Annotated in this window: 22 protein-coding genes; 16 read left to right on the plus strand and 6 right to left on the minus strand. The window is 60.8% G+C overall.

What is annotated here, in order from left to right; genetic code table 11:
- Position 1 precedes the first annotated feature (1 nt).
- Both AEP_RS06120 and AEP_RS06125 read left to right on the plus strand, forming a co-directional pair.
- Positions 2-1798, plus strand: coding sequence for a sensor histidine kinase (locus tag AEP_RS06120; protein ID WP_087494566.1), 1797 nt, complete (start codon positions 2-4; stop codon positions 1796-1798).
- Complete coding sequence (locus AEP_RS06125) at positions 1795-3528, plus strand: putative bifunctional diguanylate cyclase/phosphodiesterase (RefSeq protein WP_087494567.1); 1734 nt, start codon at positions 1795-1797, stop codon at positions 3526-3528. The genes AEP_RS06120 and AEP_RS06125 overlap by 4 nt, the downstream gene beginning before the upstream one ends.
- A 3-nt stretch (positions 3529-3531) precedes the next feature.
- Here the strand turns inward: AEP_RS06125 and AEP_RS06130 are convergent, their stop codons facing one another.
- From AEP_RS06130 to AEP_RS06145, 4 genes are all read right to left on the minus strand, one after another.
- Entirely contained in the window at positions 3532-4365 is an 834-nt protein-coding gene (locus tag AEP_RS06130; RefSeq protein WP_087494568.1) for an undecaprenyl-diphosphate phosphatase, read from the minus strand.
- Positions 4366-4446: 81 nt separating this feature from the next.
- Positions 4447-5682 carry an ABC transporter permease gene (locus tag AEP_RS06135; RefSeq protein ID WP_087494569.1) on the minus strand — a complete coding sequence of 412 codons (1236 nt, stop codon included), beginning with the start codon at positions 5680-5682 and terminating at the stop codon, positions 4447-4449.
- Entirely contained in the window at positions 5679-6371 is a 693-nt protein-coding gene (locus AEP_RS06140) for an ABC transporter ATP-binding protein (protein WP_087494570.1), read from the minus strand. The genes AEP_RS06135 and AEP_RS06140 overlap by 4 nt, the downstream gene beginning before the upstream one ends.
- A 10-nt stretch (positions 6372-6381) precedes the next feature.
- Positions 6382-7659 (minus strand): efflux RND transporter periplasmic adaptor subunit, encoded by a 1278-nt coding sequence (locus tag AEP_RS06145; RefSeq protein WP_087494571.1) that lies wholly within the window; start codon positions 7657-7659, stop codon positions 6382-6384.
- A gap of 183 nt (positions 7660-7842) precedes the next feature.
- Between AEP_RS06145 and AEP_RS06150 the strand changes: the two genes are divergently transcribed.
- The 7 genes from AEP_RS06150 to AEP_RS06180 all read left to right on the plus strand — a co-directional run bounded on the left by AEP_RS06150 (position 7843) and on the right by AEP_RS06180 (position 13835).
- Positions 7843-8256: a DUF2306 domain-containing protein gene (locus AEP_RS06150; protein ID WP_087497211.1), complete on the plus strand. Its 414-nt coding sequence runs from the start codon at positions 7843-7845 to the stop codon at positions 8254-8256.
- A gap of 27 nt (positions 8257-8283) precedes the next feature.
- Complete coding sequence (locus tag AEP_RS06155) at positions 8284-8580, plus strand: 2TM domain-containing protein (RefSeq protein ID WP_087494572.1); 297 nt, start codon at positions 8284-8286, stop codon at positions 8578-8580.
- A gap of 21 nt (positions 8581-8601) precedes the next feature.
- A complete protein-coding gene (locus tag AEP_RS06160; protein WP_232459946.1) occupies positions 8602-9660 on the plus strand; it encodes a sensor histidine kinase in 1059 nt (352 codons plus the stop codon).
- 7 nt (positions 9661-9667) lie between these two features.
- Complete coding sequence (locus AEP_RS06165) at positions 9668-10537, plus strand: LytR/AlgR family response regulator transcription factor (RefSeq protein WP_087494573.1); 870 nt, start codon at positions 9668-9670, stop codon at positions 10535-10537.
- A 107-nt stretch (positions 10538-10644) separates the two neighbouring features.
- Entirely contained in the window at positions 10645-11805 is a 1161-nt protein-coding gene (locus AEP_RS06170; RefSeq protein ID WP_087494574.1) for a branched-chain amino acid ABC transporter substrate-binding protein, read from the plus strand.
- 33 nt (positions 11806-11838) lie between these two features.
- Complete coding sequence (locus AEP_RS06175; protein ID WP_087494575.1) at positions 11839-12429, plus strand: hypothetical protein; 591 nt, start codon at positions 11839-11841, stop codon at positions 12427-12429.
- Positions 12430-12698: 269 nt separating this feature from the next.
- On the plus strand, positions 12699-13835 hold the full coding sequence (locus AEP_RS06180; protein ID WP_087494576.1) for a branched-chain amino acid ABC transporter substrate-binding protein: 1137 nt from the start codon (positions 12699-12701) through the stop codon (positions 13833-13835).
- A 104-nt stretch (positions 13836-13939) separates the two neighbouring features.
- On the opposite strand, the gene AEP_RS06185 is transcribed toward AEP_RS06180, so the two are convergent.
- Positions 13940-15082 carry a DUF2157 domain-containing protein gene (locus AEP_RS06185; protein WP_087494577.1) on the minus strand — a complete coding sequence of 381 codons (1143 nt, stop codon included), beginning with the start codon at positions 15080-15082 and terminating at the stop codon, positions 13940-13942.
- Positions 15083-15143: 61 nt separating this feature from the next.
- On the opposite strand from AEP_RS06185, the gene AEP_RS06190 reads away from it, so the two are divergent.
- Together AEP_RS06190 and AEP_RS06195 are read left to right on the plus strand one after the other, a co-directional pair.
- Positions 15144-16109: a glutaminase gene (locus AEP_RS06190; RefSeq protein ID WP_087494578.1), complete on the plus strand. Its 966-nt coding sequence runs from the start codon at positions 15144-15146 to the stop codon at positions 16107-16109.
- Between the two features lies 1 nt (position 16110).
- Positions 16111-17010, plus strand: a complete 900-nt coding sequence (locus tag AEP_RS06195; protein ID WP_087494579.1) for a hypothetical protein — start codon at positions 16111-16113, stop codon at positions 17008-17010.
- Positions 17011-17032: 22 nt separating this feature from the next.
- Here the strand turns inward: AEP_RS06195 and AEP_RS06200 are convergent, their stop codons facing one another.
- On the minus strand, positions 17033-17959 hold the full coding sequence (locus AEP_RS06200; protein WP_087494580.1) for a sensor domain-containing diguanylate cyclase: 927 nt from the start codon (positions 17957-17959) through the stop codon (positions 17033-17035).
- Positions 17960-18087: 128 nt separating this feature from the next.
- Here AEP_RS06200 and AEP_RS06205 point away from each other — a divergent pair, with 128 nt between their 5' ends.
- The 5 genes from AEP_RS06205 (at position 18088) to AEP_RS06225 (ending at position 23232) form a co-directional block, all read left to right on the plus strand.
- Positions 18088-19911, plus strand: coding sequence for a glutamine--tRNA ligase/YqeY domain fusion protein (locus AEP_RS06205; protein WP_087494581.1), 1824 nt, complete (start codon positions 18088-18090; stop codon positions 19909-19911).
- Positions 19912-19997: 86 nt separating this feature from the next.
- Positions 19998-21164: a DUF262 domain-containing protein gene (locus AEP_RS06210; protein WP_087494582.1), complete on the plus strand. Its 1167-nt coding sequence runs from the start codon at positions 19998-20000 to the stop codon at positions 21162-21164.
- Between the two features lie 77 nt (positions 21165-21241).
- Positions 21242-21748, plus strand: a complete 507-nt coding sequence (locus AEP_RS06215; protein ID WP_157673066.1) for a HEPN domain-containing protein — start codon at positions 21242-21244, stop codon at positions 21746-21748.
- 62 nt (positions 21749-21810) lie between these two features.
- Entirely contained in the window at positions 21811-22350 is a 540-nt protein-coding gene (locus AEP_RS06220; RefSeq protein ID WP_087494584.1) for a DUF924 family protein, read from the plus strand.
- A gap of 108 nt (positions 22351-22458) precedes the next feature.
- Positions 22459-23232: a nuclease-related domain-containing protein gene (locus AEP_RS06225; protein ID WP_087494585.1), complete on the plus strand. Its 774-nt coding sequence runs from the start codon at positions 22459-22461 to the stop codon at positions 23230-23232.
- Positions 23233-23268: the final 36 nt, after the last annotated feature.

Here is a 23268-nt window from a genome sequence, read left to right on the forward strand (position 1 = left end):
CATGACCAAGCCTGAACCCGACCTGCTTGCCTCACTGCAAACACAGATCCGGGAGTTGCAGGCTGACAACGAAACGCTGCGCTCGCTGCTGAACCAACAGCAAATCCAGGCCCGCCAGTGGCTGCTACGACGCACCACTGAACTGCAACACGACGCCGAGGAACAGCGACGCGCCGAAGCCATGCAGCGGGTGTTTTACCGCATTGCCGAGCGCGCGACGGCCGGCTTGTCGTTTTATGACTTTTTGCGGGTCGTGCACCAGTTGCTGCGTGAGTTGATGTTCGCCGACAACTTCTACGTCGCCTTGCACGACCACGACAGGGGGTTGATGGACTACCCCTATTACGTCGACGAAAAAGACGGCGACATCATGCAACGGGAAGGTGTCCCCTACAAGCGGGGCATGACCGAATTTGTGCTGGAGAGCGGCAAACCGCAGTTGATGGATACGCACCGCTTCCTGGAGTTGCGCAAAAGCGGATTTATGGCCGAGGCGACCGGCGATTTGACATTCAGCTCCTGGCTGGGCGTACCCATGCAGATCCGCGGCCGCATGGGGGGTGTACTGGTAGTGCAGGGCTACACACCGGATGTGATTTACGACGAGGATGACGTGAACATCCTCGGCTTTTTTGCCAACCACGTGAGCGCAGCCATTGAGCGCTACCAGGCCATTGAAGAACTGCGCAAGTCCGAAGCCCGCTACCGCTCGGTGATTGAAAACGTGGGCGTGGGCGTGGTGGTCGTGCAAGACGGACGCATGGTGTTTGTGAACCCCAGCATGGAGCGCATCGTGGGGCACTCCACCCAAGCCCTGATGGCCATGCCTTTCACGGGCGCCATCCACCCGGACGATGTACCGGCTGTGGTGGAGCGGCACCAGCGGCGATTGCGCGGAGAGCCGGTGGAAGAGACCTACAGCTTCCGGATCATCACGGACAAAGGCGAAATCCGCACGCTCGACCTGTCTGCCGTGCTGCTGCAATGGGGTCATAGAGACGCCACCCTCCTGTTCGTTGTGGACGCAACGGCCCGGGTGGAGGCGGAGCAAAACCAGAAGCGCGCCTTGCAACAACAGATTGAGCTCAACGACCTCAAGAGCCGTTTCATCACCATGGCGTCGCATGAGTTCCGCACGCCGCTGGCCACCATCCACGGCTCCGTCGACCTGCTTATGCACTATGACGACCGCATGCCCGTGGACAAGAAGCGCCTGACTCTTTTGAAGATTGACGATGCGGTAGAGCGCATGACCCACATGCTGGAAAACGTGCTGGTCATCGGTCGCTCGGACGCAGGCCGCCTGCAGTTCAAGCCCCAACCCTCGCAGGTCGCCGTGTTCTGCAAAAGCCTGGTCGACGAGCTGCGCAGCGCCATGGCGGAACCCTTCCGCCGCATTCAGATGGCGATGGATCTGCCACGGGATACGGACGCCTACCTCGTTGATGAAGTCTTGATCCGCAACATCGTAGGCAACCTGCTGTCCAACGCCATCAAATACTCGCCCCATGGCGGGCAGGTCACTTTACGGGTAAGGCCCCGTCCGGGCGAACTGGTGATCACCGTGTCAGACCAGGGCATTGGCATTCCCCTTGCGGATCAGCCGCAGCTGTTCGAGAGTTTTCACCGTGCCAGCAATGTGGGCAATATCTCGGGCACGGGCCTCGGTCTGGCCATCGTGCGGGATGCCGTGCAGTGCCATGGCGGCAGCATTTCCCTGCAGAGCACGCCTGATGAGGGAAGCACTTTCACCGTCGTATTGACCGCCCCCGCAGCACCCAAGGAGAGTGCCCCGTGAAGATCCTGATCGCCGAAGACGAGCCCTCCCTGCGCGAAAACCTGCAATGGATGCTGGAGCTCGAAGGCTTTGAGGTGCTGGCCGCCTGCGACGGGCTGGAAGCCTTGGCGATGGCGCAAACCCACAAGCCGGACCTGGTGCTCACGGATGTGATGATGCCCGGGCTCGATGGATTCGGCCTGGTCAAGGCGCTGCGCGAGAACCCCGGCAGCTCGACTCTGCCCATCATCATGCTGACCGCGCGGGCGGACCGGACCGACACCCGCACCGGCATGAACTTGGGTGCGGACGACTACCTCACCAAACCCTGCCGGCGCGAAGAGCTTTTGGAGGCGGTGCACGCCCGGCTGGAGCGCAGCCGCATCCAGCAATTGGCCGCACAGCGCATGCAAATGGAAGTGCGCCAGGCCATGCAAATCGATACGCTCACCGCCTTGCCGGGCCGTGACCTGTTCGAGCAGCAACTGGACAACGCGCTCAACGCCTGTCCCACCGTGTCTTTGCTGTGCCTCGGGCTGGATGGTTTTTCCAAGATCAACGAATCCCTGGGTACGGGGGTGGGCGACCTGGTGTTGCGCGAGGTGGGCAAGCGCCTGCAGCAGTGCACCCTGCAAAGCGATCGCACACGGCCTTATGACGCGGTAGGCCGCTTGGGTGGCGACCAGTTTGCGGTGTGCCTGGCGGACCTGCCCGATTCGGCAGCCCTGGCCGCCCACGCAGGCAACCTGTTGCGCGCCTTATCCCAGCCTTACAACGTGTCCGGACACACCCTGTTTTTGACGGCCAGCATTGGCGGTAGCGCTTACCCCGAGCAGGCCGACAGCGTGCACGCGCTGCTGCTCAATGCAGAGTCAGCCCTGCACCATGCCAAGCCCGACGGACCGGGCACCTATGTGTACTTCGATGCGGCCATGAACCGCCGCGTGGCCCGCTCACTCCTCATTCACAATGAGTTGCACCGCGCGCTGGAGAACGGCGATTTGCAGCTGTTCTACCAGCCCCAAGTGCGCATCAGCACCGGCGAGGTGGTGGGCTTTGAAGCCCTGCTGCGCTGGCAGCACGCCACCATGGGCTGGATCTCGCCCGCCGAGTTCATTCCGGTGGCGGAGCAAAGCGGCATCATTGTGCAGATCGGCGAATGGGTGATGCACACCGCAGCCCGTCAGGCAGCGCAGTGGCTTGCGCGCGGGCACCGCAACTTCCGCATCGCAGTCAATATTTCGGTGCGCCAATTCGTGGGGCAGGACCTGCCGCAGCTGGTGGACACCGTGCTCAAAGAAACCGGTTTGCCCCCCCACATGCTGGAGTTGGAAGTGACCGAAAGCTTGGCCTTGCACAGCGTAGCCACCACCCTGGCCATCCTGCACGACTGCAAGTCGCTGGGCGTTAAGCTGGCGATGGACGATTTCGGCACCGGCTACTCCAGCCTGTCCTACCTCAAGCGTTACCCGCTGGATGCGCTGAAGATCGACCAGGCCTTTGTGCGCAACATCCCACAAGACCAGGGTGACATGGCCATCACGCGCGCCATCGTCGCCATGGCCCACAGCTTCGGCATGTCCGTGATCGCCGAAGGGGTGGAAACCATCGCACAGCTGGAATTCCTGCGCGCCCTCGGTTGCGAGGACGTGCAGGGCTATCTGTTCAGCAAACCGGTGCCCGCCGATCAGGCTGCCACTGCATTTGCCGGGTTTGCGACCTACCCGGCTGTCAGCGACCCCGTGATCTGAGGCTTATTCCGCCCAGACTACCAGCCCGGTCCACGCGGTAACCAGCACCACGCACCCGAACACGATGCGGTAGTACGCAAAGCCCACAAAGCTGTGGGTGGAGATGAACTTGAGCAACCAGCGCACGCACAGCCACGCACTGATAAACGAAAACACCAACCCCACAAGGAACATGGGCGCATCTGCCATCGACAGCAGTGCGCGCTCTTTGTAGAGGCTGTAGGCACCCGCGCCTATCAGGGTGGGAATCGCCAGAAAGAACGAAAAATCGGTCGCCGCCTTGCGGGACAGGCCCAGCAACATGCCCCCGATGATGGTGGAGCCACTGCGGCTGGTGCCCGGAATCATGGCCAGGCACTGCACCAGACCGACCTTGAGGGCGTCCAAGGCCGTCATGTCGTCCACGCTGTGCACCCGCACGGCGTTGCCACCCGCGCTCTGGCGGCGTTCCGCCCACAGAATGATGAAGCCGCCCACGATGAAGGTGGTGGCCACCACGGCCGGGGTAAACAGGTGCGCCTTGATGGCCTTGCCGAACAGCAGGCCCAGAATGACAGCGGGGAAGAATCCGATCAGCACATTCAGCGCAAACCGCTGGGCGGCCTTGTCGGTGGGCAGGGCCACCAGCGTGTCACGGATCTTTTGCCAGTACACCAGAATCACGGCAAAGATGGCGCCGGTCTGGATGGCAATGTCAAACACCTTGGCCTTCTCGTCGTCAAAACCCAGGAGCGAGCCCGCCAGAATCAGGTGGCCGGTACTGGAAATCGGCAAAAACTCGGTCAGCCCTTCCACCACACCCATGATGGCGGCCTTGATCAACAACACAATATCCAAAACAACTCTCCCTGAAATACAAGCCGAATCGGCCGCTAGCGCTCATCGAATATGCGCGAGCAGCTCACCTTTTGATAGCAATTATTCGTAGCGCAGCGCCTGGATAGGCAGCAGCGCCGCCGCACGCCGCGCCGGGTAGTAGCCGAAAAACACGCCCACCGCCGCCGAGAAGCCCACGGCCAGCAGCACCGAGCCGGCGCTCAACGTCACTTGCCAACCCGCGAAGTGTCCCACACCCCAAGTGGCAAGCGCCCCGAACGCGACCCCGATGGCACCACCCAAAAGGCTCAAAGTCACGGCTTCAATCAAAAACTGGGCCAGGATGTCGCGCCCCCGCGCACCCACCGCCATGCGCAGCCCGATCTCGCGGGTGCGCTCGGTCACGCTGACCAGCATGATGTTCATGATGCCGATGCCACCAATCACCAGGCTGATGCCCGCCACTGCCGCCAGCAACAAAGTCATGACGCGGCTGCTCTCCTCCTGCGCCTGCAAGATCTCGGTGAGGTTGCGCACCACGAAGGGATCGTCCGTGCCTTCCTGCACCTTGAAGCGCTGGCGCAGCAAGTCCTTGATGCTGTCTTCCACCGCCCGCATGTCCTGACCTTCGCGCACCTTCACGCTGATGCTGCCCACGCGCTTGAGCCGGCTGGTGGCGTCGCCGCCCCAGATACGGTTGCGCAGCGTCCCCAGCGGCACCATGACCACGTCGTCCTGATCCTGTCCCATGGAGTTCTGGCCCTTGGGCGCCAACACGCCGATCACCGTCATCGGGATGTTGCGCACCCGGATGACCTGTTCCACCGGATCCTGGTCGCCGAACAGCTCGCGCGCCACCGTGCTGCCTATCCAGGCCACCTTGGCAGAGCCGGCCAGCTCGCCTGCATCGAACATGCGGCCGGTGGCCAGCGGCCAGTCGCGCGCTTCCAGATAGTCGTTGTTCACCCCGAAGATGGTGGAGCTCCAATTGGTGTTGCCGAACACCAACTGCCCGCTGGTGCGCGACGTGGGTGCTGCCACCTGCACCTCGGGAATTTCGAGTCCGATAGCGGTGGCGTCTTCTTCGGTCAGTCGCTGGCGGGTCTGTGCTCCCAGGCGCACACCAGCTTGTGACACACCACCGGGCAGCACCAGCATGATGTTGGAGCCCAGCCCCTTCATCTGCTCCTGCACCCGGTCAGTCGCACCCCGGCCGACCGCAATCATGGTGATCACCGCCGCCACCCCGATGATGATGCCCAGCATGGTCAAAAAGCTGCGCAGGGTGTTGGCCGCGAGGGACCGCCAGGCGCTACGCAATGCGGCAAAAAAATTCATTTCGGAGCCCCCGCCTGCACCCTGTCTTCCACCATGCGGCCGTCCTTGAAGACCAGCTTGCGGCGGGCCCAGGCGGCGATGTCGGGTTCGTGGGTCACCAGCACCACGGTCATGCCCTGGCGGTTGAGGTCGGTCAGCAGCTGCATGATGTCTTCGCTGGTCTCAGAGTCCAGCGCGCCGGTGGGCTCATCGGCCAGGATGAGCTGCGGTCGGTTCACCAGCGCACGCGCAATCGCCACGCGCTGCTGCTGTCCACCCGACAGCTCGGCAGGTGTGTGATGCGCGCGCTCGCTTAAGGCCACGCGCTGTAGCGCTTCCAAAGCGCGGGCATGACGCTCAGGCGCCTTGACGCCGGCGTACACCATGGGCAGCTCCACGTTCTCTAGCGCGCTGGTACGGGCCAGCAGGTTGAACTGCTGAAACACAAAGCCGATGCGCCGGTTGCGGATGGAGGCCAGCGCATCCGGCGCCATGTCCTGCACGGCTTCGCCGGCCAACAGGTAGCTGCCGCTGCCGGGCTGGTCCAGACAGCCCAGAATGTTCATCAAGGTCGATTTGCCCGAGCCCGAGGTGCCCATGATGGCCACCATTTCGCCCTCGGCAATGTCCAGCGACACTCCGCGCAAGGCGTGCACCGTCTGGTCGCCCATGGCGTAGGTTTTGGTCAGCTCGCGGGCCGAAATCAGCATGCTTTTCGCCTCAGAACGGCGGACGCGGGCTACTACCACCGGCCTTGGCCGTCGCCGCGGTCTTAATGCCGGTGATCACCTCGGTGCCCTCTGCCAATGCCGAGCCACCTTCACCGCCCTCCAACACTTCGGTGCTGCTGCCATCCGACACGCCAATGCGCACGGCCACGGCCTGGGGCTTGCCATCCGCACCCAGGGTGTAGACCCGGCCCTTGCCTTGCCCACGCGCGCCTGCCGGGGCGTCCACGCCCTCAATGCGCATGCGCAGAGCAGCATTGGGCACCTTGAGTGCTTTGTCGCGCTGGTCGGTAATCACACGCACATTGGCCGTCATGCCGGGCAGCAGCTTGCCGCCTTCGTTCTTGAAACCGACGATGGCCACATAGGTCACCACATTCGCCACATTGGTGGCCGCCTTGCGCACCTGGCGGATGCTGCCCTCAAAGGTCTGACCCGGGAAGGCATCCACGGTAAAGCTCGCCTTCTGGCCGGTTTGCAGGCGACCCACATCGCTCTCGTCAATCGCAGCTTCCACCTGCATGTCCGAGAGGTTCTGGGCAATCACAAACAGCTCAGGCGCCTGCAGGCTGCTGGCTACCGTCTGGCCGCGCTCGATGGTGCGCTTGATCACAATGCCGTTCACGGGGGACGTAATGCGGGTGCGGGCCAGGTCAATGCGTGCCTGCGCCAAAGCGGCCTCTCGCTGGGCCACATTGGCCTGCGCAGTCTTGACCTGCGCCTGCGCCACGCCTACCTGCGCCTGAACGCTCTTCATGGCTTCCAGGCTGGTGTTCACCAAAGCGCGGGCTTTGTCGGCCTCGCTGGTGGCGATGAACTGCTTGTCGGCCAGGCTTTGCTTGCGGTCGGAGTCGCGGCGGGCTTCGTCCAGATCCACCTGCGCGCGCGACACTTGGGTTTGCGCGGCCAGCGCGTTGGCCTGCGCGGTCAGCACGGCGGCGCGGGCGGCATCGACATCGGCCTGGGCGCTGCGCACACGGTATTCAAAGGTCTCGGGGTCGATCTGGGCGATCAGCTGGCCGGCTTTGACTTCGCTATTGAAATCCACCAACACATCGCGGATCTGCCCGCTCACCTGGGTGCCCACACTCACCTGCGCCACAGGGCTGACGGCACCACTGGCGGCCACGGTGGCCTGCAGATTACCGCGCGTGACGGCAGCGGTGCGGTATTCGACCCGGCCCGTGCCGGACTGCTGGGTCCACCACCAAGCGCCGGCGGCCAGCAGAGCCACCAGGACAGCGGCGGCTCCTATGCGTTGTTTATTCATGCCCCGATTCTAGAAAGCCCCTGTGGCACGCACGTGGCACGCCGGCAGAACCCCCTTTTTCCGGCTGCCATTCACGCCGCGCGGCTGCATTTCGCTCCTCCCGCTCTGCGTTCCGTCGCAAACCGGTGTGCAGGGCGAAGTGCTGCCGGCACAGTCATGCCACCAGACCACGAAAGCCCCGCCATGCAACTCACCCCCGTTATCGCCATCCACATGACTGCCGCGCTGGCCGCACTGGCCATCGGCCCCGTTGCCCTCTGGGCCCGCAAAGGCCGCGTGCAGCGCACTCATCTGCACCGTGCCGCTGGCTATGCCTGGGTGACCTTGATGCTGGCGACCGCGCTCAGCGCCCTGTTCATCCGCGATTACCTGCAGTTCAACATCGCGGGCTACACCTGGATTCACCTGTTCGTGCCGCTCACGCTGGCAGGCCTGTTCGGGGCTTTCCGCGCGCTGTACCTGAAAGATATCAGCCGCCACCAAAAGATCATGCAAGGCCTGTACTTCGGGGCCTGCATAGGCGCAGGGGCGGGCGCCTTACTGCCCGGCCGCTACCTGGGCCAACTGGTCTGGGGCCAGTGGCTCGGTCTCCTGTAACCCACCGCATCTCTCAAGGAGCACACCATGAACGCACTCACCCACCTCTCCCCCGCTGAACTCGACCGTCTGGCCCGCAAACGCGCCGGCGCCAAAATGGGCTGGTACATCCATGCCCTGGTGTTCGTGCTGGTCAATGCCGGACTGGCGGCCTTGTCGGCCCTGCAAGGCCAGCACTGGGCGGTGTTCCCCGCCATGGGTTGGGGCCTGGGTCTGGCGGTGCACGGTGTGGTGGTGTATCTGAGCCTGCAAAACTTCAGCCTCTTTCACACCCTGCTGCAGCGCGAACGCCAGCGCCTCGAAACCCTGCGCGACCCCTGGTAAGCGCGGCATACTGCGGGCTCTATGCCTTCCTTTTTTTCCCACGCGATGGTCCTGCGCGGCCTGAAAGTCCTGGCGCTCAACACCGTGATCGCTATTGCCATCACGCTGTTTGACAACCATTCATTCGGCCTGAACCTGGTGTATTCGCACTGCATCGGCATCAGCATCTGGGCCTTCATCGAAGGAGCGATCCATTTTTTTGTGGGCAACTGGCAGATGCATCTGCACCGTCTGCTCTACATCGTGCCGGTGGCGGTGGTGCTGGGCTACTTCAGCGGCCACCTGCTGACCGACCTGATTCTGGGCACCACCTCGTTTCAGTATTGGAAACAGACCCCGCGCATGGCCTTTGGCATGTTGTTTGTCAGCCTGGTCGCCGGAGGCACCATTTGTTGGGTATTCGTGAGCCGTGAACAACTGGCTGCCGAGCGCCAGAACCTCGAAGTCGCGCGCCGCCAGGCCAGCGAGGCCCAGCTCAAACTGCTGGAAGCGCAACTGGAACCGCACATGCTGTTCAACACCCTGGCCAACTTGCGCGCCCTGATTGCGGTAGACCCGCAACGGGCCCAGACCATGCTGGACCACATGATTGCCTACTTGCGCGCCACGTTGTCAGCCTCACGCGCACCCACGGGCGGCAACACCCACACCCTGGCCGACGAATTCGCCCGCCTGCAGGATTACCTGGAGCTCATGGCCATCCGCATGGGCCCGCGCCTGCACTTCAGCCTGGACCTGCCAGAGGCCTTGCGCGCCCAACCGGTGCCCCCTTTGCTGCTGCAGCCGCTAGTGGAAAACAGCATTCAGCACGGGCTGGAGCCCAAGGTGGAGGGCGGCAGCATCCGCATTGCCGCCTCTGCGTCCGACGGCGTGCTGAAGCTCGATGTGGAAGACACGGGCTTGGGCGCAGACCCTGCTGAACTGCTGCCTCCGGCCCCGGAGAGCAGCGGCCACGGTTTCGGGCTGCAGCAGGTGCGCGAGCGGCTGGCTACCGCCTTCGGCGAGCGTGGCGCTATGGTTTTAGTAGCTGCTCCCGCAGGTGGCATGAGCGCCAGCATCACTTTTCCCTTGAAAGCGTAAGCACCCTATGCCAACCGCTCTGATCGCAGAAGACGAACCCCTGCTGGCCCAAGCATTGCAAGCCGAGCTGGCCCGTGCGTGGCCGGAACTGCAGGTGCTGCGCACCGTGGGCGACGGAGCCTCCGCCGTGAAGGCCGCGCTGGAGCTGGTGCCGCAGCTGCTGTTTTTTGACATCCGTATGCCGGGCATGAGCGGGCTGGATGCCGCCCTCGAATTGGCCGACCTGTGGCCGCCCGCCCACGCATCGCAACAGCCCTTCCCGGCGCTGGTGTTTGTGACGGCCTATGACCAATATGCCGTGCAAGCCTTTGAGGCTCAGGCAGTGGACTACCTGCTCAAACCCGTGCAGCCTGCGCGCCTGCAAAAAACCGTGTCCAAACTGCAGCTGGCGCTCGCCGAATCTGTGCATGCAGCTCCTGAAACCATAGCAAACCCTTCTCACAACCCGAGCACTGACCCGGCGCTGGAAGCCGCCCTCAGCCAGCTGCGTGGCCTGCTGCAGGCCCACACGGGTATGCCGGCGCAAGCGGCGGACGCGGGCGACACGCCCCCCCTGCTGCAGGTGCTGCAAGTGAGCGCAGGCAGCCAGATCCGCATGGTGCCCATAGACGAAGTGTTGTACTTTGAGGCGGCCGACAAATACGTGCGGGTGCTCACCCGTGACCGCGAGCACCTGCTGCGCACCGCCCTCAAAGACTTGCTGCCCCAACTCGACCCGCTGGTCTTCTGGCAAGTGCACCGGGGCACGGTGGTGCGGGCCACTGCCATCGACACCGTCAGCCGTGACGACGCAGGCCGCCTCACCTTGAGTTTGCGCAACCGGGACGACAAACTCGCCGTCAGCCGCCTCTACGCCCAGCGCTTCAAAGCCATGTGAGGCGCGTAGCCACAGGCAGACACATCGGGTAAACCAGTGGCTGCTGGCATGGGTGTTGCGGGGCATTGGTCCCTACAATGCGCCATCGATTCACCAGGACCCCTTCCATGCAATTGAAACTCTCGCGTCGCCACACCCTGCGTCTGCTCTCCGTGGGCGCTGCCGCCCCTGCCGCTTTGCTGCAAGGCTGCGACTCCACCCCCTCCGTCATCAAGATCGGCGTGGCCCAGCCCCTGAGCGGCAACCTCGCGGCACTGGGGCAGGACTTGCTCAACGGCGTAACGCTGGCGGTGGAAGAGCTCAACAAGGAAGGCTACAAGGTCAAGGGGAAAGCCGTCACATTTGAAATCGTGGCTGTGGACGACAAGGCCGACGAAGCCACTGCCAAGCAAGTGGCGCAGCAACTGGTGGATGCCGGTGTGGTCGCAGTTATCGGGCATTTGAACTCCGGCCAGAGCATTGCCGCTGCCCCGATTTACGCGGACAAGGACATCCCCCAGCTGGCCATTTCCACCAACCCCAAGTTCACCGCTTTGGGTCTGCCCACTACCTTCCGCCTGGTGGCGAACGACACCCTGCAGGCCAAAGCCATCGGCAGCTACTCGTCTTCGCAGTTTCCAGGCACACGCTACGCCCTGCAGGACGACGGCACCGTGTACGGCAAAGACCTGGCTGCCGGTGCCGAAGTGCAGCTCAAGGCTGCAAAGCGCGAAATTCTGGTCAAGCAAAGCTTTGACGACAAGACCGTCGCGTTTGACGACTTCGCCGCCAAGCTCAAGGCCGAGAACGTGCAGGTGCTGGTGACGACCGTGAGCGACTTCCAGATCATCGCGCTCATCGAGGCACTCAAGAAGATCGACTACACCAAGATCACCATCCTTGGGGCCGACACCATCAAAACCACCGACATGCTCAAAGGCACCGGCGTGGTCAAAGGTCTGTACGCCACCTCTCCGGTGTTGGACGCCCGCGAGTTCACCGCAGGTGCCGCCTTCCTGGACAAATACCGCGCCAAGTTCAAAAAAGACCCCGCCTACGCCGGCCACTACACCTACGACGCCATGTACGTGGTGGCTGCTGCCATCCGCCGTGCGGAATCGGCCAAGCCCAAAGACATCGTGGCCATGCTCAAGAAGATCGACGGCTACGCGCCAGTAACCGGCTCCATGAAGTGGGACGACAAGGGCGAGCAGCGCTACGGCGTGATCGGGGTGTACAGTGCCAATGGCGGGCTCTGGGAATCCCAAATGCGGTCCGACAGCTGGTAAGCCGCCCCGGCAAAGACCACTGAGGAGAACAGTATGACTTTGCGCTACACCACCGTGCCCAACACCTTGCCCGAGAGCAAGATGCGCATGTACCCCACCAAGGTGATCAACATCATCGGCGGGCCGGGTAGCGACAAGTCGCTGTTCTCGGCAGCCATCATCCTGTTCCTCAACCTCCACAACAAAACCGTGGAGACCATACCGGACTACGCCAAGTCCCTGGTCTGGCAACAAAACTTCGAGGTGCTGAAGAACCAGTACTTCATCGCCCAGCGCCAGTTCGAGATGCTCAACCTGCTCGACGGGCAGGTGCAGTTCCTGATCACCGAGTGCTCACTGCCCCAGGTGCTCTACTACAACGACCACTACCCCGAGAACATTTGCGATGTGGGCAAGACCCGTGCGCAAATTCTGGAGTGGTACAAGCAGCACAACAACATCAACATCCTGGTCGAGCGCGGCGAGAAAAAATACGTGCACACCGGCCGCTTCCAGGATGAAGAACAGGCCCGCGAGGTCGACCGCGGCCTGCGTGCCACGCTGGTCCGTGAAGGCCTGCACTTCACCTCCCTGGCGCCGGATGTGGACGCCATCAACGCCTTTGCGCGCACCCTGCTCGACTGAGCCTCCCTGCCCGGCACTCCCCGGTTTGCCCGGGGTCAATTTCTAGTGGTTTACACGCACTAGAACTGTGCATTTGTATTCGCCTGGCACCAAATAAAGACTTTCTCCAGAGGGGAAATCCCTGTTTTGGGAGCAATCGAATTCATGGCCCATTAGAGATTTAAATACTAGTAACATATCAGTACAAGCCTGATGCTCACCTTTCAAGACTTGCGCTAATGTTCGCCCCGGTGAGAAATTTATTCACACTTTTTTAATTTGGAGTTTTTATGAAGTTGAAAATTGTTGCAGCCGCAGCCATCGCCTTGTCTACCGGTATGGCCTTCGCACAAAACGCGGTTGTCACTATCGCTCACGTTGGCCCCACCAGTGGCGCTATCGCCCACTTGGGTAAGGACAACGAAAACGGCGCCATCCTTGCCGTGGAAGAACTCAACGCAGCTGGCGTGACCATCGGTGGCAAGAAAGTCACCCTGAAGCTGATGACTGAAGACGACGCAGCTGACCCCAAGCAAGGTACTGCTGTTGCCCAGAAGCTGGCTGACGCCAAAGTTGCTGGCGTGATCGGTCACTTGAACTCCGGCACCACCATCCCTGCTTCCAGCATCTACTCCGATGCAGGCATCCCCCAGATTTCTCCTTCCGCTACCAACCCCAAGTACACACGCCAAGGCTTCAAGACCGCCTTCCGTTTGGTGGCTGACGACGCTCAATTGGGCGGCACACTGGGCCGTTACGCTGTCAAGGAATTGAAGGGCAAGTCCATCGCCGTGATCGACGACCGTACTGCTTACGGCCAAGGCGTTGCTCAAGAATTCACCAAGGCTGTTGAAGCTGCAGGCGGCACCGTGGTTGCCAAGGAATTCACAACCGACAAGGCAACTGACTTCTCCGCTATCCTGACCACCATCAAGGGCAAGAAAGCTGACGTCGTGTTCTTCGGCGGTATGGACGCTGTTGCAGGCCCCATGCTGCGTCAAATGAAGTCCCTGGGCATCAACGCCAAGTTCATGGGCGGCGACGGCATCTGCTCCACCGAATTGGTGAAGTTGGGTGGCGACGCGATTGCTGACAACCAAGTCTACTGCGCGGAAGCCGGTGGCGTGGAAGGCCAGCAAAAGGTCGGCATGGAAGACTTCAAGAAGAAGTTCAAGGCCAAGTTCGGTTCTGAAGTTCAAGTGTACGCACCCTACGTGTACGACGGCGTGAAGGTCATGGTTGCTGCCATGGTCAAGGCCGGCTCTTCCGACCCAGCCAAGTACCTGCCTGTTTTGGCAGCTACCAAGGACTACAAGGGCGTGACAGGCAACATCTCCTTTGACAACAAGGGCGACATCCTGAACGGCGCTTTGACACTGAAGACCGTCAAGGGCGGCAAGCTGTCTGACATCGCTGTGATCCGCTAATCACCGCAGGTCTCTCGGCAACGCAAGTTGCCTTGAAACTAAAAAAGCGCACTGCATGCAGTGCGCTTTTTTTACGTGCGCCGCTTGCATGCGGCATGTAACTCTCAGGCTCGCGGCTGCAACCCTTGCGGCACATAGCGGCTCAAATGTGCCGCTATGGCGCTTTCATGGCGCTGCCACCACACGCCCAGTGCCACCAGGCCCAAGCCCAGCAAGGTGAGCGCAAACGGGAACATAAAGCTCTCGCGAAACACCTCATGCGACAGGTGGCCCAAATACAGCATCACCCCGAAGGCGCCATACACCGTGAACACGCGCCGCCCGATGGCCGCCCCCAGCAGCACCAACACCACATTCAGCGCGCAGTAGCCCAGCTTGGCCAGCTCAGATCCAGAGTCGTTCAGGCTCAAGCCGCACCAGAACATGGTGGTACCAAAAATATAGAGCCAGAAGGCAAAGTCCTGCCGCCACTCCGCCGTCTGGGACAAGCGGGTTCGCACATCCACCCACATGGCTACCGCCACGGTGCCAATACCGAACACCAGCGACATGTCGCGCATGAACTCCCATTCCCAGCGGTGGTCGAACAGCAGCATGTTGGCCACGTCCATGCTCATGTACCAAAGGGTGAGCGCCAGCGGCATCACCATAAAAGGCAAGCGGTAGCGCCACAGCATCACCACACCGGCCAGCAGCGTGGCGAACTCCAGCGTGATCCACCGCCAATCAATGCGCGTGTGGTAGCTGGCCAGCGAGTCCGGCCCGCCCGGTGGCCACCAGCCCATCAGGTGCTGTGCGCCCCACACAATCAGCGGCACCAGAAACACCGCCAGCGTAGCCATCAAACCCGCCGGCACCGGCAGGCTGCGCGCCTTGAAATAGTCCGCCACCTTCAGCGCAGCAAACAGGTACAAAGCTCCCAGCACCATCAGTGCAGTCGGACCCACCTGCTGGAAGCCCAGGGTCATGAACAGCGTCATGGCGCCAATGGCCAGCAGCCCACCAAAGTAATACAGCACATTCACAAAACTGAAGCGCGGGCCTGTGGCCACGGCCGCCAAGGCGGGCTGCGGCGCATTGGGGTCTACAGGCCGAGTGGCCTGCCAATGCTGCCCCTGGCTCCAGCGTTGCCACAGAGCTTGGGCTTGCTGCTCGGTGATCACTCCGTCGCGCGCGGCCTGCTTCAGGTCTTGCAGGCGCAGCTCGAATGTCAAATTGCTGGTGTCGGTGAAGTCCTTGATGTCCATTGCGCATCCCCGCTGTCGTTTGGCTGCATATGTACCACAGGGCCGCTTCTAGAATGAAACCATGCTTACCCCCCGCACTACCACTGGTCTGCCGGCTGCCGAATCGCTGCAAGCGGCCTTAGCCCTTATCGACACCGAAGCCCGCGCCCTGTTCGGCCAAGGCAAGGTGGCGGACTACATACCGGCACTGGCGCAAGTGCAGCCGCGCCAGTTCGGCATGGCCGTGGCGCTGGTGGATGGCAGCACCTACCAAGTGGGCGATGCGCACACCCCGTTCTCGCTGCAAAGCATTACCAAGCTGTTTACCTTCGTGCTGGCTCTCAAGGCCATTGGCGACGACGTGTGGAAGCGCGTGGGCCGCGAGCCCTCAGGCGCAGCGTTTAACTCCATGGTGCAGCTGGAAACCGAGCAGGGCATTCCCCGCAACCCGTTCATCAACGCCGGGGCGCTGGTGATTACCGACATCCTCACCACCCGCTACGCCCACCTGGACTACGCGCTCCTGGGCGCCCTGCGCCGCCTGACCGACGACCCCGAGCTGAGCTGGAATGCGGCTGTGGCCAAGAGCGAGCGCGACACGGCCCACCGCAACATGGCTATGGCCTATTTCATGAAAAGCCACGGCAACTTTGCCAACCCGCCCGAGCTGGTGCTGGACAACTACTGCCGCCAATGCGCCACCGAAATGAACTGCGCCCAGCTCGCCCAGGCCACCATGTTTCTGGCCAATGGCGGGCGCGACCTGGGCCGTGACGGCAGGCCCGATGAACAGTTTTTAAGCGCTGACGACGCCCGCCGCGTCAACGCCTTGCTGCTCACCTGCGGCGCCTATGACGCCGCCGGCGACTTTGCCTACCGCATCGGCCTGCCAGTCAAAACCGGTGTGGGCGGCGGCATTGTCGCCATAGTCCCCGGCGTGGGCACCATTGCCGTGTGGGCGCCTGAGCTGGACGCCAAAGGCAACTCGGAATTGGGCGCCTTTGCGCTGGAGCGACTGGTGCAGCTCACCGGCTGGAACCACACCTGACATGCGCCACCACCCTGCAATCGCCACCCTGTTGCTAGCCACCCTGCTGAGCACAAGCGCAGCCGCACATGGCAATGCTTTGGATGCGGATGGCGTGCAATCCCTGCTGCCCACCCAGCCCGGCGGCAGCGCGCTGGCGCTGGGCAGCAGCAACCCCAACACCGACAAGCGCTTCGGGTTTGACTACAAAGCGGCCGCAACCGCTGCGCAAGAGGGCGGGCTGCGTTTCTGGAATCTGCCTGCCACCCCGCTCGCCTACAGCAGCGGCGGCAAGGGCTACACCGCGCGTCTGCACCTGTTTGCCAGCGGCGGCAAACAGCAATTCAACTGGAAGACCCAGCGTGGCTACCTCAGCAGCCCGCAAGACGTGCGCAACCAGGAGTTCACGGTGTATGTGCGGGTGCATGAGCCGCTCACGCCGCTGAATGCGCAAGTCACCCTCAAGATCCGTGGCGGCCACCACAGCGAGAAAGATGGCGACGCTGCCTCCTGCACCATGATGACCTTCGGCCCCGGCGGGCCCAGCGGCATAACCCGCTTTGCCAAAGAGCTTACCCACCCGCTGTACGACTATGTGGTGCTGCGCCCCTTGCAGGACGTGGTCTTGCAGCCCGGGCAGTGGTATGGCCTCAAGCTCATCAGCTACAGCCGTCCCGGCGTGCCCGGCGAGGTGCTGAACCAGCTCTACCTCGACACTGCACCTTTTGACTCCGCAGGCCGCCCCGCCAATGGCTGGCAGCTGCTCAGCGAATACACCGATGTGCAAGGCAAACGCACCGGCCGCCACTACGACACCCTGGCCGACTGGGGCGGTTGGCAAACCACACTGCGCATGGATGGCTACCGCAGCATTGACTTTGCACTGCCCTCCGTGCGTGAGATTGCTCCACCCGCACCCTGAGCGGCAGGGCGATAGGCCTCGCTCAGGCCCACATCAGCCGGTCACGGCCTGCGCCCTTGGCGGCGTAGAGAGCGCGGTCGGCGTTGCGCATGTTTTCAATGGCGCTCAGAGCCGGGTCCAGCATCACCAAGCCGGCAGAGCATGTGTGGTGAAAGCGCGGCACCTCCGGCAAGGGGGACGACTCCCGCACCAGCTCCAGAATGCCTTGCACCTTGGCCTCCATCTCAGCCGCAGTCACCATGGGGAATAGCAGCAAAAACTCTTCGCCCCCGATGCGGCCGAAGCCATCGTTGCGGCCCAGCGTGCCCACCACCAGGCGCGAGAAGCGTTGCAGCACCTCGTCGCCTGCGGTGTGGCCGTAGGTGTCGTTGATCTTCTTGAAATAGTCCAAGTCCAGCAGCACCAGCCCGCAAGGTTGCTGGGTGCTGCGCAGCTGGTTCAGGCGCAAATCCAGCTGCTCCAGCACGTGGGCGCGGCTGCTCACCCCGGTGAGCGTGTCCACCTGCGCGGCGCGCAAAGCGCCATCGCGCGCCTGGCGCAAAGACCGGTCGTTGGCGCGCAGGGCGGTAATGTCAAAGCCCACGCTCAGCATCCAGCCCTGGTCGTCCATGGTCTCGGTGATGTACATCCAGCGGCCGTTGCGCAGGTCCGTTTCAAAAGTGCGAAAAGGCAGCTTGCCTCGGCGCGCCTTGGCAGACACCAGCCAGGCCTCAAGGTCGTGGGTGTTGATGGCGGCGCCCACCTGGTTCTGGTAGCTGTGGCGCATCATGTCGGTCCACGACATCACCGCATCCCGCGCCATGCCGAAATCGGTGCAATGCGCGGGGTTGGCATAGCGCACCATGTCTTGCGGGTCGTACAGCACCACATGCAAGGGGGAATGCTCATACAAGCTTGCGAAATGCGCCACCAGCGAAACGCTGTCCGCGATACCCGAGATGTGTGCCATACGTTGCGCCCCTTGTGAGGGCAGAAATCATTGTTGTGGCGCCGATTTTAGACATCCACCCCGACACTGCACACCCCTGCCGCACGGCGGAACCCGGGCGGCGCAGATGCGGCGTCTAAAATCACCGAATGAGCACCCCCACCCCCGCGAACACAGCTACTGATTCCGTCAAGCCCAGCAACTTTTTGCGCCAGATCATCGAATCTGACCTCGAAAAAGGCACCTACGCCCAACGCCGCTGGGCCGGCACCCCCGGCGACGCCGCGCACCACGCTGCCGGCGAACCAGACCCTGCCAAAATCCGCACCCGTTTTCCGCCCGAGCCCAATGGCTACCTGCACGTAGGCCACGCCAAGAGCATCTGCATTAACTTTGGTTTGGCGCGCGACTACGGTGGCGTGTGCCACCTGCGCTTTGACGACACCAACCCCGAAAAAGAAGACACCGAATACGTCAACAGCATCATCGACGCGGTGAAGTGGCTCGGCTTTGACTGGAACGGAAGCCAGGGCGACTACAGCGTGGCCCCCTACCAGGCCAGCGACTACTTTGACTTTATGTACCGCGCCGCCGAGGCGCTGATTGAAGCCGGCCACGCCTATGTGGACGAGCAAACGCCCGAGCAAATGCGCGTAAACCGTGGCGACTTTGGCAAGCCCGGTGTGGACAGCCCTTTCCGCACCCGCACACCTGCTGAAAACCTGGCCCGCTTCCGCGAAATGCGCGACGGCAAGCATGAGGATGGATCGATGGTGCTGCGCGCCAAGATCGACATGGCCAGCCCCAACATCAACATGCGCGACCCGGCCATCTACCGCATCCGCCGCGCCACCCACCACAACACGGGTGACACCTGGTGCATCTACCCCATGTACACCTTTGCGCACCCGATTGAGGACGCACTGGAGCAAATCACCCACAGCATCTGCACGCTGGAATTTGAAGACCAGCGCCCGTTTTACGACTGGCTGATGGACCGCTTGTGCGAGAGCGGCCTGCTGGCAGCCCCCGCGCCCAAGCAATATGAATTTGCCCGCCTGAACCTCACCTATGTGATTACCAGCAAACGCAAACTGGCCGCGCTGGTGAACGAAGGCAAGGTCAGCGGCTGGGACGACCCACGCATGCCCACCATCGTCGGCCTGCGCCGCCGTGGCTACACCCCCGCCGCCATCCAACTGTTTGCCGAGCGCATTGGCGTGACCAAGAGCGACAGCTGGATCGACTACAGCACCCTGGAAGGCTGCCTGCGCGAAGACCTGGAAAACACCGCCCACCGCGGCATGGCCGTGCTGAACCCCGTGAAGCTGGTGCTGACCAACTGGGGCGAAGTGTTTGCCGCCCAGGGTGGCGACGCCTATCTGGACGCGTGCAGCATGCCCGCCCTGCCCCACCCGCCCGAAGGCACCGAATCACCGGTGCGCCACTTCACCATTGGTAAAGAGGTGTGGATCGAGCGCGAAGACTTTGAAGAAGTTCCCCCCAAGGGCTACAAGCGCCTGTTCCCCGGCAACAAGGTGCGCCTGAAGGGCGGCCACGTGATCGAGTGCACCGGCTGCACCAAAGACGCCAATGGCGTCATCACCGAAGTGCTGGCCACCGTGGTGCCAGACACCAAAAGCGGCACCCCCGGCGCCGACCTGGTGAAGGTGAAAGCCGCCATCACCTGGGTGGGCGTGGCCGACGGCGTGCGCGCAGAAGTGCGCATGTACGACCGCCTGTTCAGCGACGCCCAGCCCGACGCGGGCGGCAAAGACTTCCTGGAAAGCCTGAACCCTAACAGCCTGAAGGTCGTGACGGCCATTGTGGAGCCATCACTGGCCAACGCGCAGCCCGACCAGAAGTTCCAGTTTGAACGCCACGGCTACTTTGTGGCCGACCGCGTGGACCACAAGGCAGACAAGCCGGTGTTTAACTTGGCGGTGGGGTTGAAGGATTCTTGGGGGAAGTAATTACGCCCAATAGAAACTCACCTCGAAACCTTGGACATCACCCCGAGTAGTTCCGACAAACTTCATTAATCCAACGCGAGAATTCGATGAGTGCTGAATATAACGATCTGGATCTATTTAGTGACGATGTAGAGAACGAGGGTGACTTACAAGAACAACCTCAAAATCTATTTCAAGGGGTGGTTGTCAACGACAGTGATTGGACAACTGAAACAATCATCAGCCAATTGAGCAAGGGAAATATCACCTTGAATCCACGCTTCCAGCGACGTGACGCGTGGACTGATGACAGAAAAAGTCGTTTCATAGAATCACTGCTGCTTGGTGTACCAATACCGCAGCTCGTGCTGGCCGAATATCCGAATGCCAAAGGTAAGTATTTCGTAATCGATGGCAAGCAGCGGCTATTGACCCTGATGCGGTTTGCAGGTGAATCAACTACAAAATTGAAGTTGAAAGAACTTGCTGTACGCACCGATCTAAACGGCCTTTCATGGGAAGACATGAAACGAGGGCTGGGTAAGTCAGACGATGCCAGCGCTTTTGAGAATTCCACTATTCGAACTACTTTCATTCGTGGCTATAAAAATGAAAGTGTTCTGTTCCTGATTTTTCACAGACTGAACTCGGGCAGTGTCCCCTTGTCGCCACAGGAACTACGGCATGTGTTGCACCCCGGCGACTTCATCGACTTTGCGTTCGACTTTACTGAAACCAGTGAAACATTGATTGCGCTTTTTGGAAAAGATGGGAAGCCTGATTTTCGAATGCGAGACGTTGAAATGCTGATTCGTTTTTTTGCGTTCAGATTGTTCATGTACAAATACTCTGGCGATTTAAAACACTTTCTCGATGAAACTGTCATGGAGCTAAATGCTCGTTGGAAGATTGAAAATTCAGCCCTAAAAGCCCTTGCTATTGAGTGTGAAAACGCTATTCAATTTACAAAGGGAATTTTTGGGGATGATGCATTTACAAAATATTCTCCTAAGGGGTTTGAACGTCGCTTCAATCGAGCGGTTTTTGACATCATGTCCATTTCATTCTCATATCCTGAGGTCCGCTTGGCTGCGAAGAATCGCGAATCACAGATTGTTGAAGAATTCAAACGTCTTTGCAAAAGTGACCTTTTCCTGCGATCACTTGAGACGACTACAAAAAGCACAGAAGCGACTCATATACGTATCACTGAATGGGGCAATGCCATCGAGAGGATTCTTGGAGTAAAGCCACCGGCAATGACACTCCTCTAGGCAGCGAAGTAATTTGCTGAGCCAACGAGATGATGTCAGAACCTTTTCGCGAATTCAGTCGACGCGTGCGGATACTCATGAAAAGGTATCTCCCGCCGATCTCCGTAAGCGGTACTTACACATCCGCGCAACAGGATCAAATGCGTGCGCTGCGCATGTTGTTTCACGCCGAAGTAGAGCATCTGCTTGAACATCTTTGCAACCTACTAATTGGGGATCTTGAGAGGGAACTCAGCACGCTTCAAGCCGGCAGTAGCGTCCAACGCGAGTGGGCAACTAAGGCTGTCAAAAACGCCAGAAAGTCGGTCATTGACAACAATGGCGTTAAAGAAAAAAACATCATCCAAATGTTTGGAGAACTAGGTTTCGCAGCAGATGCCTTCAACGAAGTGTCACCGCTGTTCCTAGACCGGATGAGTGACCTAGGTTCACAGCGTGGCGATGTGGCACACAAAAGCGCAATCAAGGCGACCTATTCACTCAACAGAACCCGAGAGGAAAAGTTTTTAAATGAAATCATTAAATACCTACATGACTTTGATTCGCTAATTGCACGCCGCCGACTACGAAACGTGCTGACTTAAAAATTCAAACCAATCACCAATAGTGGACGGATACACACACATCGGTCTGCAATTGATCCTCAATGCACCCCCAATCCATCCTCCACTTCTGGTTCACCGAGCTAACCCCCAAGCAGCACTTCGCCAAAGACGCTGCCTTGGACGAAGCCATCCGCACCCGCTTCGGCACCACGCTGGAGGCTGCGGCGCGGTGTGAGCTGTTTGCCTGGCGCGCCACGCCCGAAGGGCGGCTGGCGGAGGTGTTGGTGCTGGACCAGTTCTCGCGCAATGTGTACCGCGACACCGCCCGCGCCTTTGCGCAGGACGCGCTGGCCCTGGTGCTGGCGCAAGAGCTGGTGGCCAGTGGGCAGGACCGCAGCCTGCCCCTGGCGCAGCGCAGCTTTGCCTACATGCCCTACATGCACAGCGAGTCCGCGCTGGTGCACGCGCAAGCCGTGACCCTGTTTTCGCAGCTGGGCATGGAAGACACCCTGCGCTTTGAGCTGCGCCACAAAGAGATCATCGACCGCTTCGGCCGCTACCCCCACCGCAACGCCATCCTGGGCCGCACCTCCACGCCCGAGGAGCTGGCTTTCCTGAGCGAACCGGGGTCTTCGTTCTAGGTCTGCGGCAGCCGGCTTGCTACGCTTTTGGTAGCTGCTCGCGCATGTTCTACGAGCGCTAGAGGCCTATTTTCCCAAAATTGCACAAGACACAGAAACTTCAATTGCATGAACTCAAAATCGAAACGCTCGCCCCTAGACAGAAACAAACCATTGCGGGCCGCGGGTCAGTCCCTGACTGAGCAGATCCAAAACGAGGCCTACGACCACATATTGGGCCCCGCTTTGCTAGCCCTGATGTTGGTCCTGATGGCAGGGCTAGAGTGGTTCAGGTATCTGACCTCTGCCAAGCCCAATCCAGTCATTTACACAGTCTTTGCTGCACTAGCAGTGGTCTATGCAGTCTTCAAAGTTACCAGAGCACACAAGCGTCTCACACAAATCAAACTGGGTCGCGATGGGGAGCGCGCAGTAGCTGAGCACTTGGAGTGGCTGAGGAGAAAAGACTTTGTTGTTTTCCATGACGTACCAAGTGGTGATGCCAATGTGGACCATGTATTGATTGGCCCTCAAGGTGTGTTCACAATCGAGACTAAAACCCACTCCAAACCACTGCGCGGTGAATGCAAGATCACCGTATCGGCGGGTGAAGTTTTTGCGAATGGACAGCGAATTGACCGCAATCCGGTGATTCAAGCCAAGGCCCAAGCACGTTGGTTAGGTAACTTTTTGCGGGAAAGCCAATTTCAACCCTTTGTCTGGCCGGCAGTTGTTTTCCCGGGCTGGTATGTCGAGTCCTTTGACAATATTGCCGAGGGCGTATGGGTACTCGAAACAAAAGCACTGACTAAGTTCATCGAGAACGAACCCGTACGGCATTCGCTGGATGAGGTGAAGGCCATGGCATCGGCTTTGCGAAGCTACGTGCGAGCTCAAGATTGACGATCAGTTTGCTACGCTTTTAGTAGCTGCTCGCGC

Source organism: Curvibacter sp. AEP1-3, assembly GCF_002163715.1.
Lineage (GTDB): Bacteria > Pseudomonadota > Gammaproteobacteria > Burkholderiales > Burkholderiaceae_C > Allorhodoferax.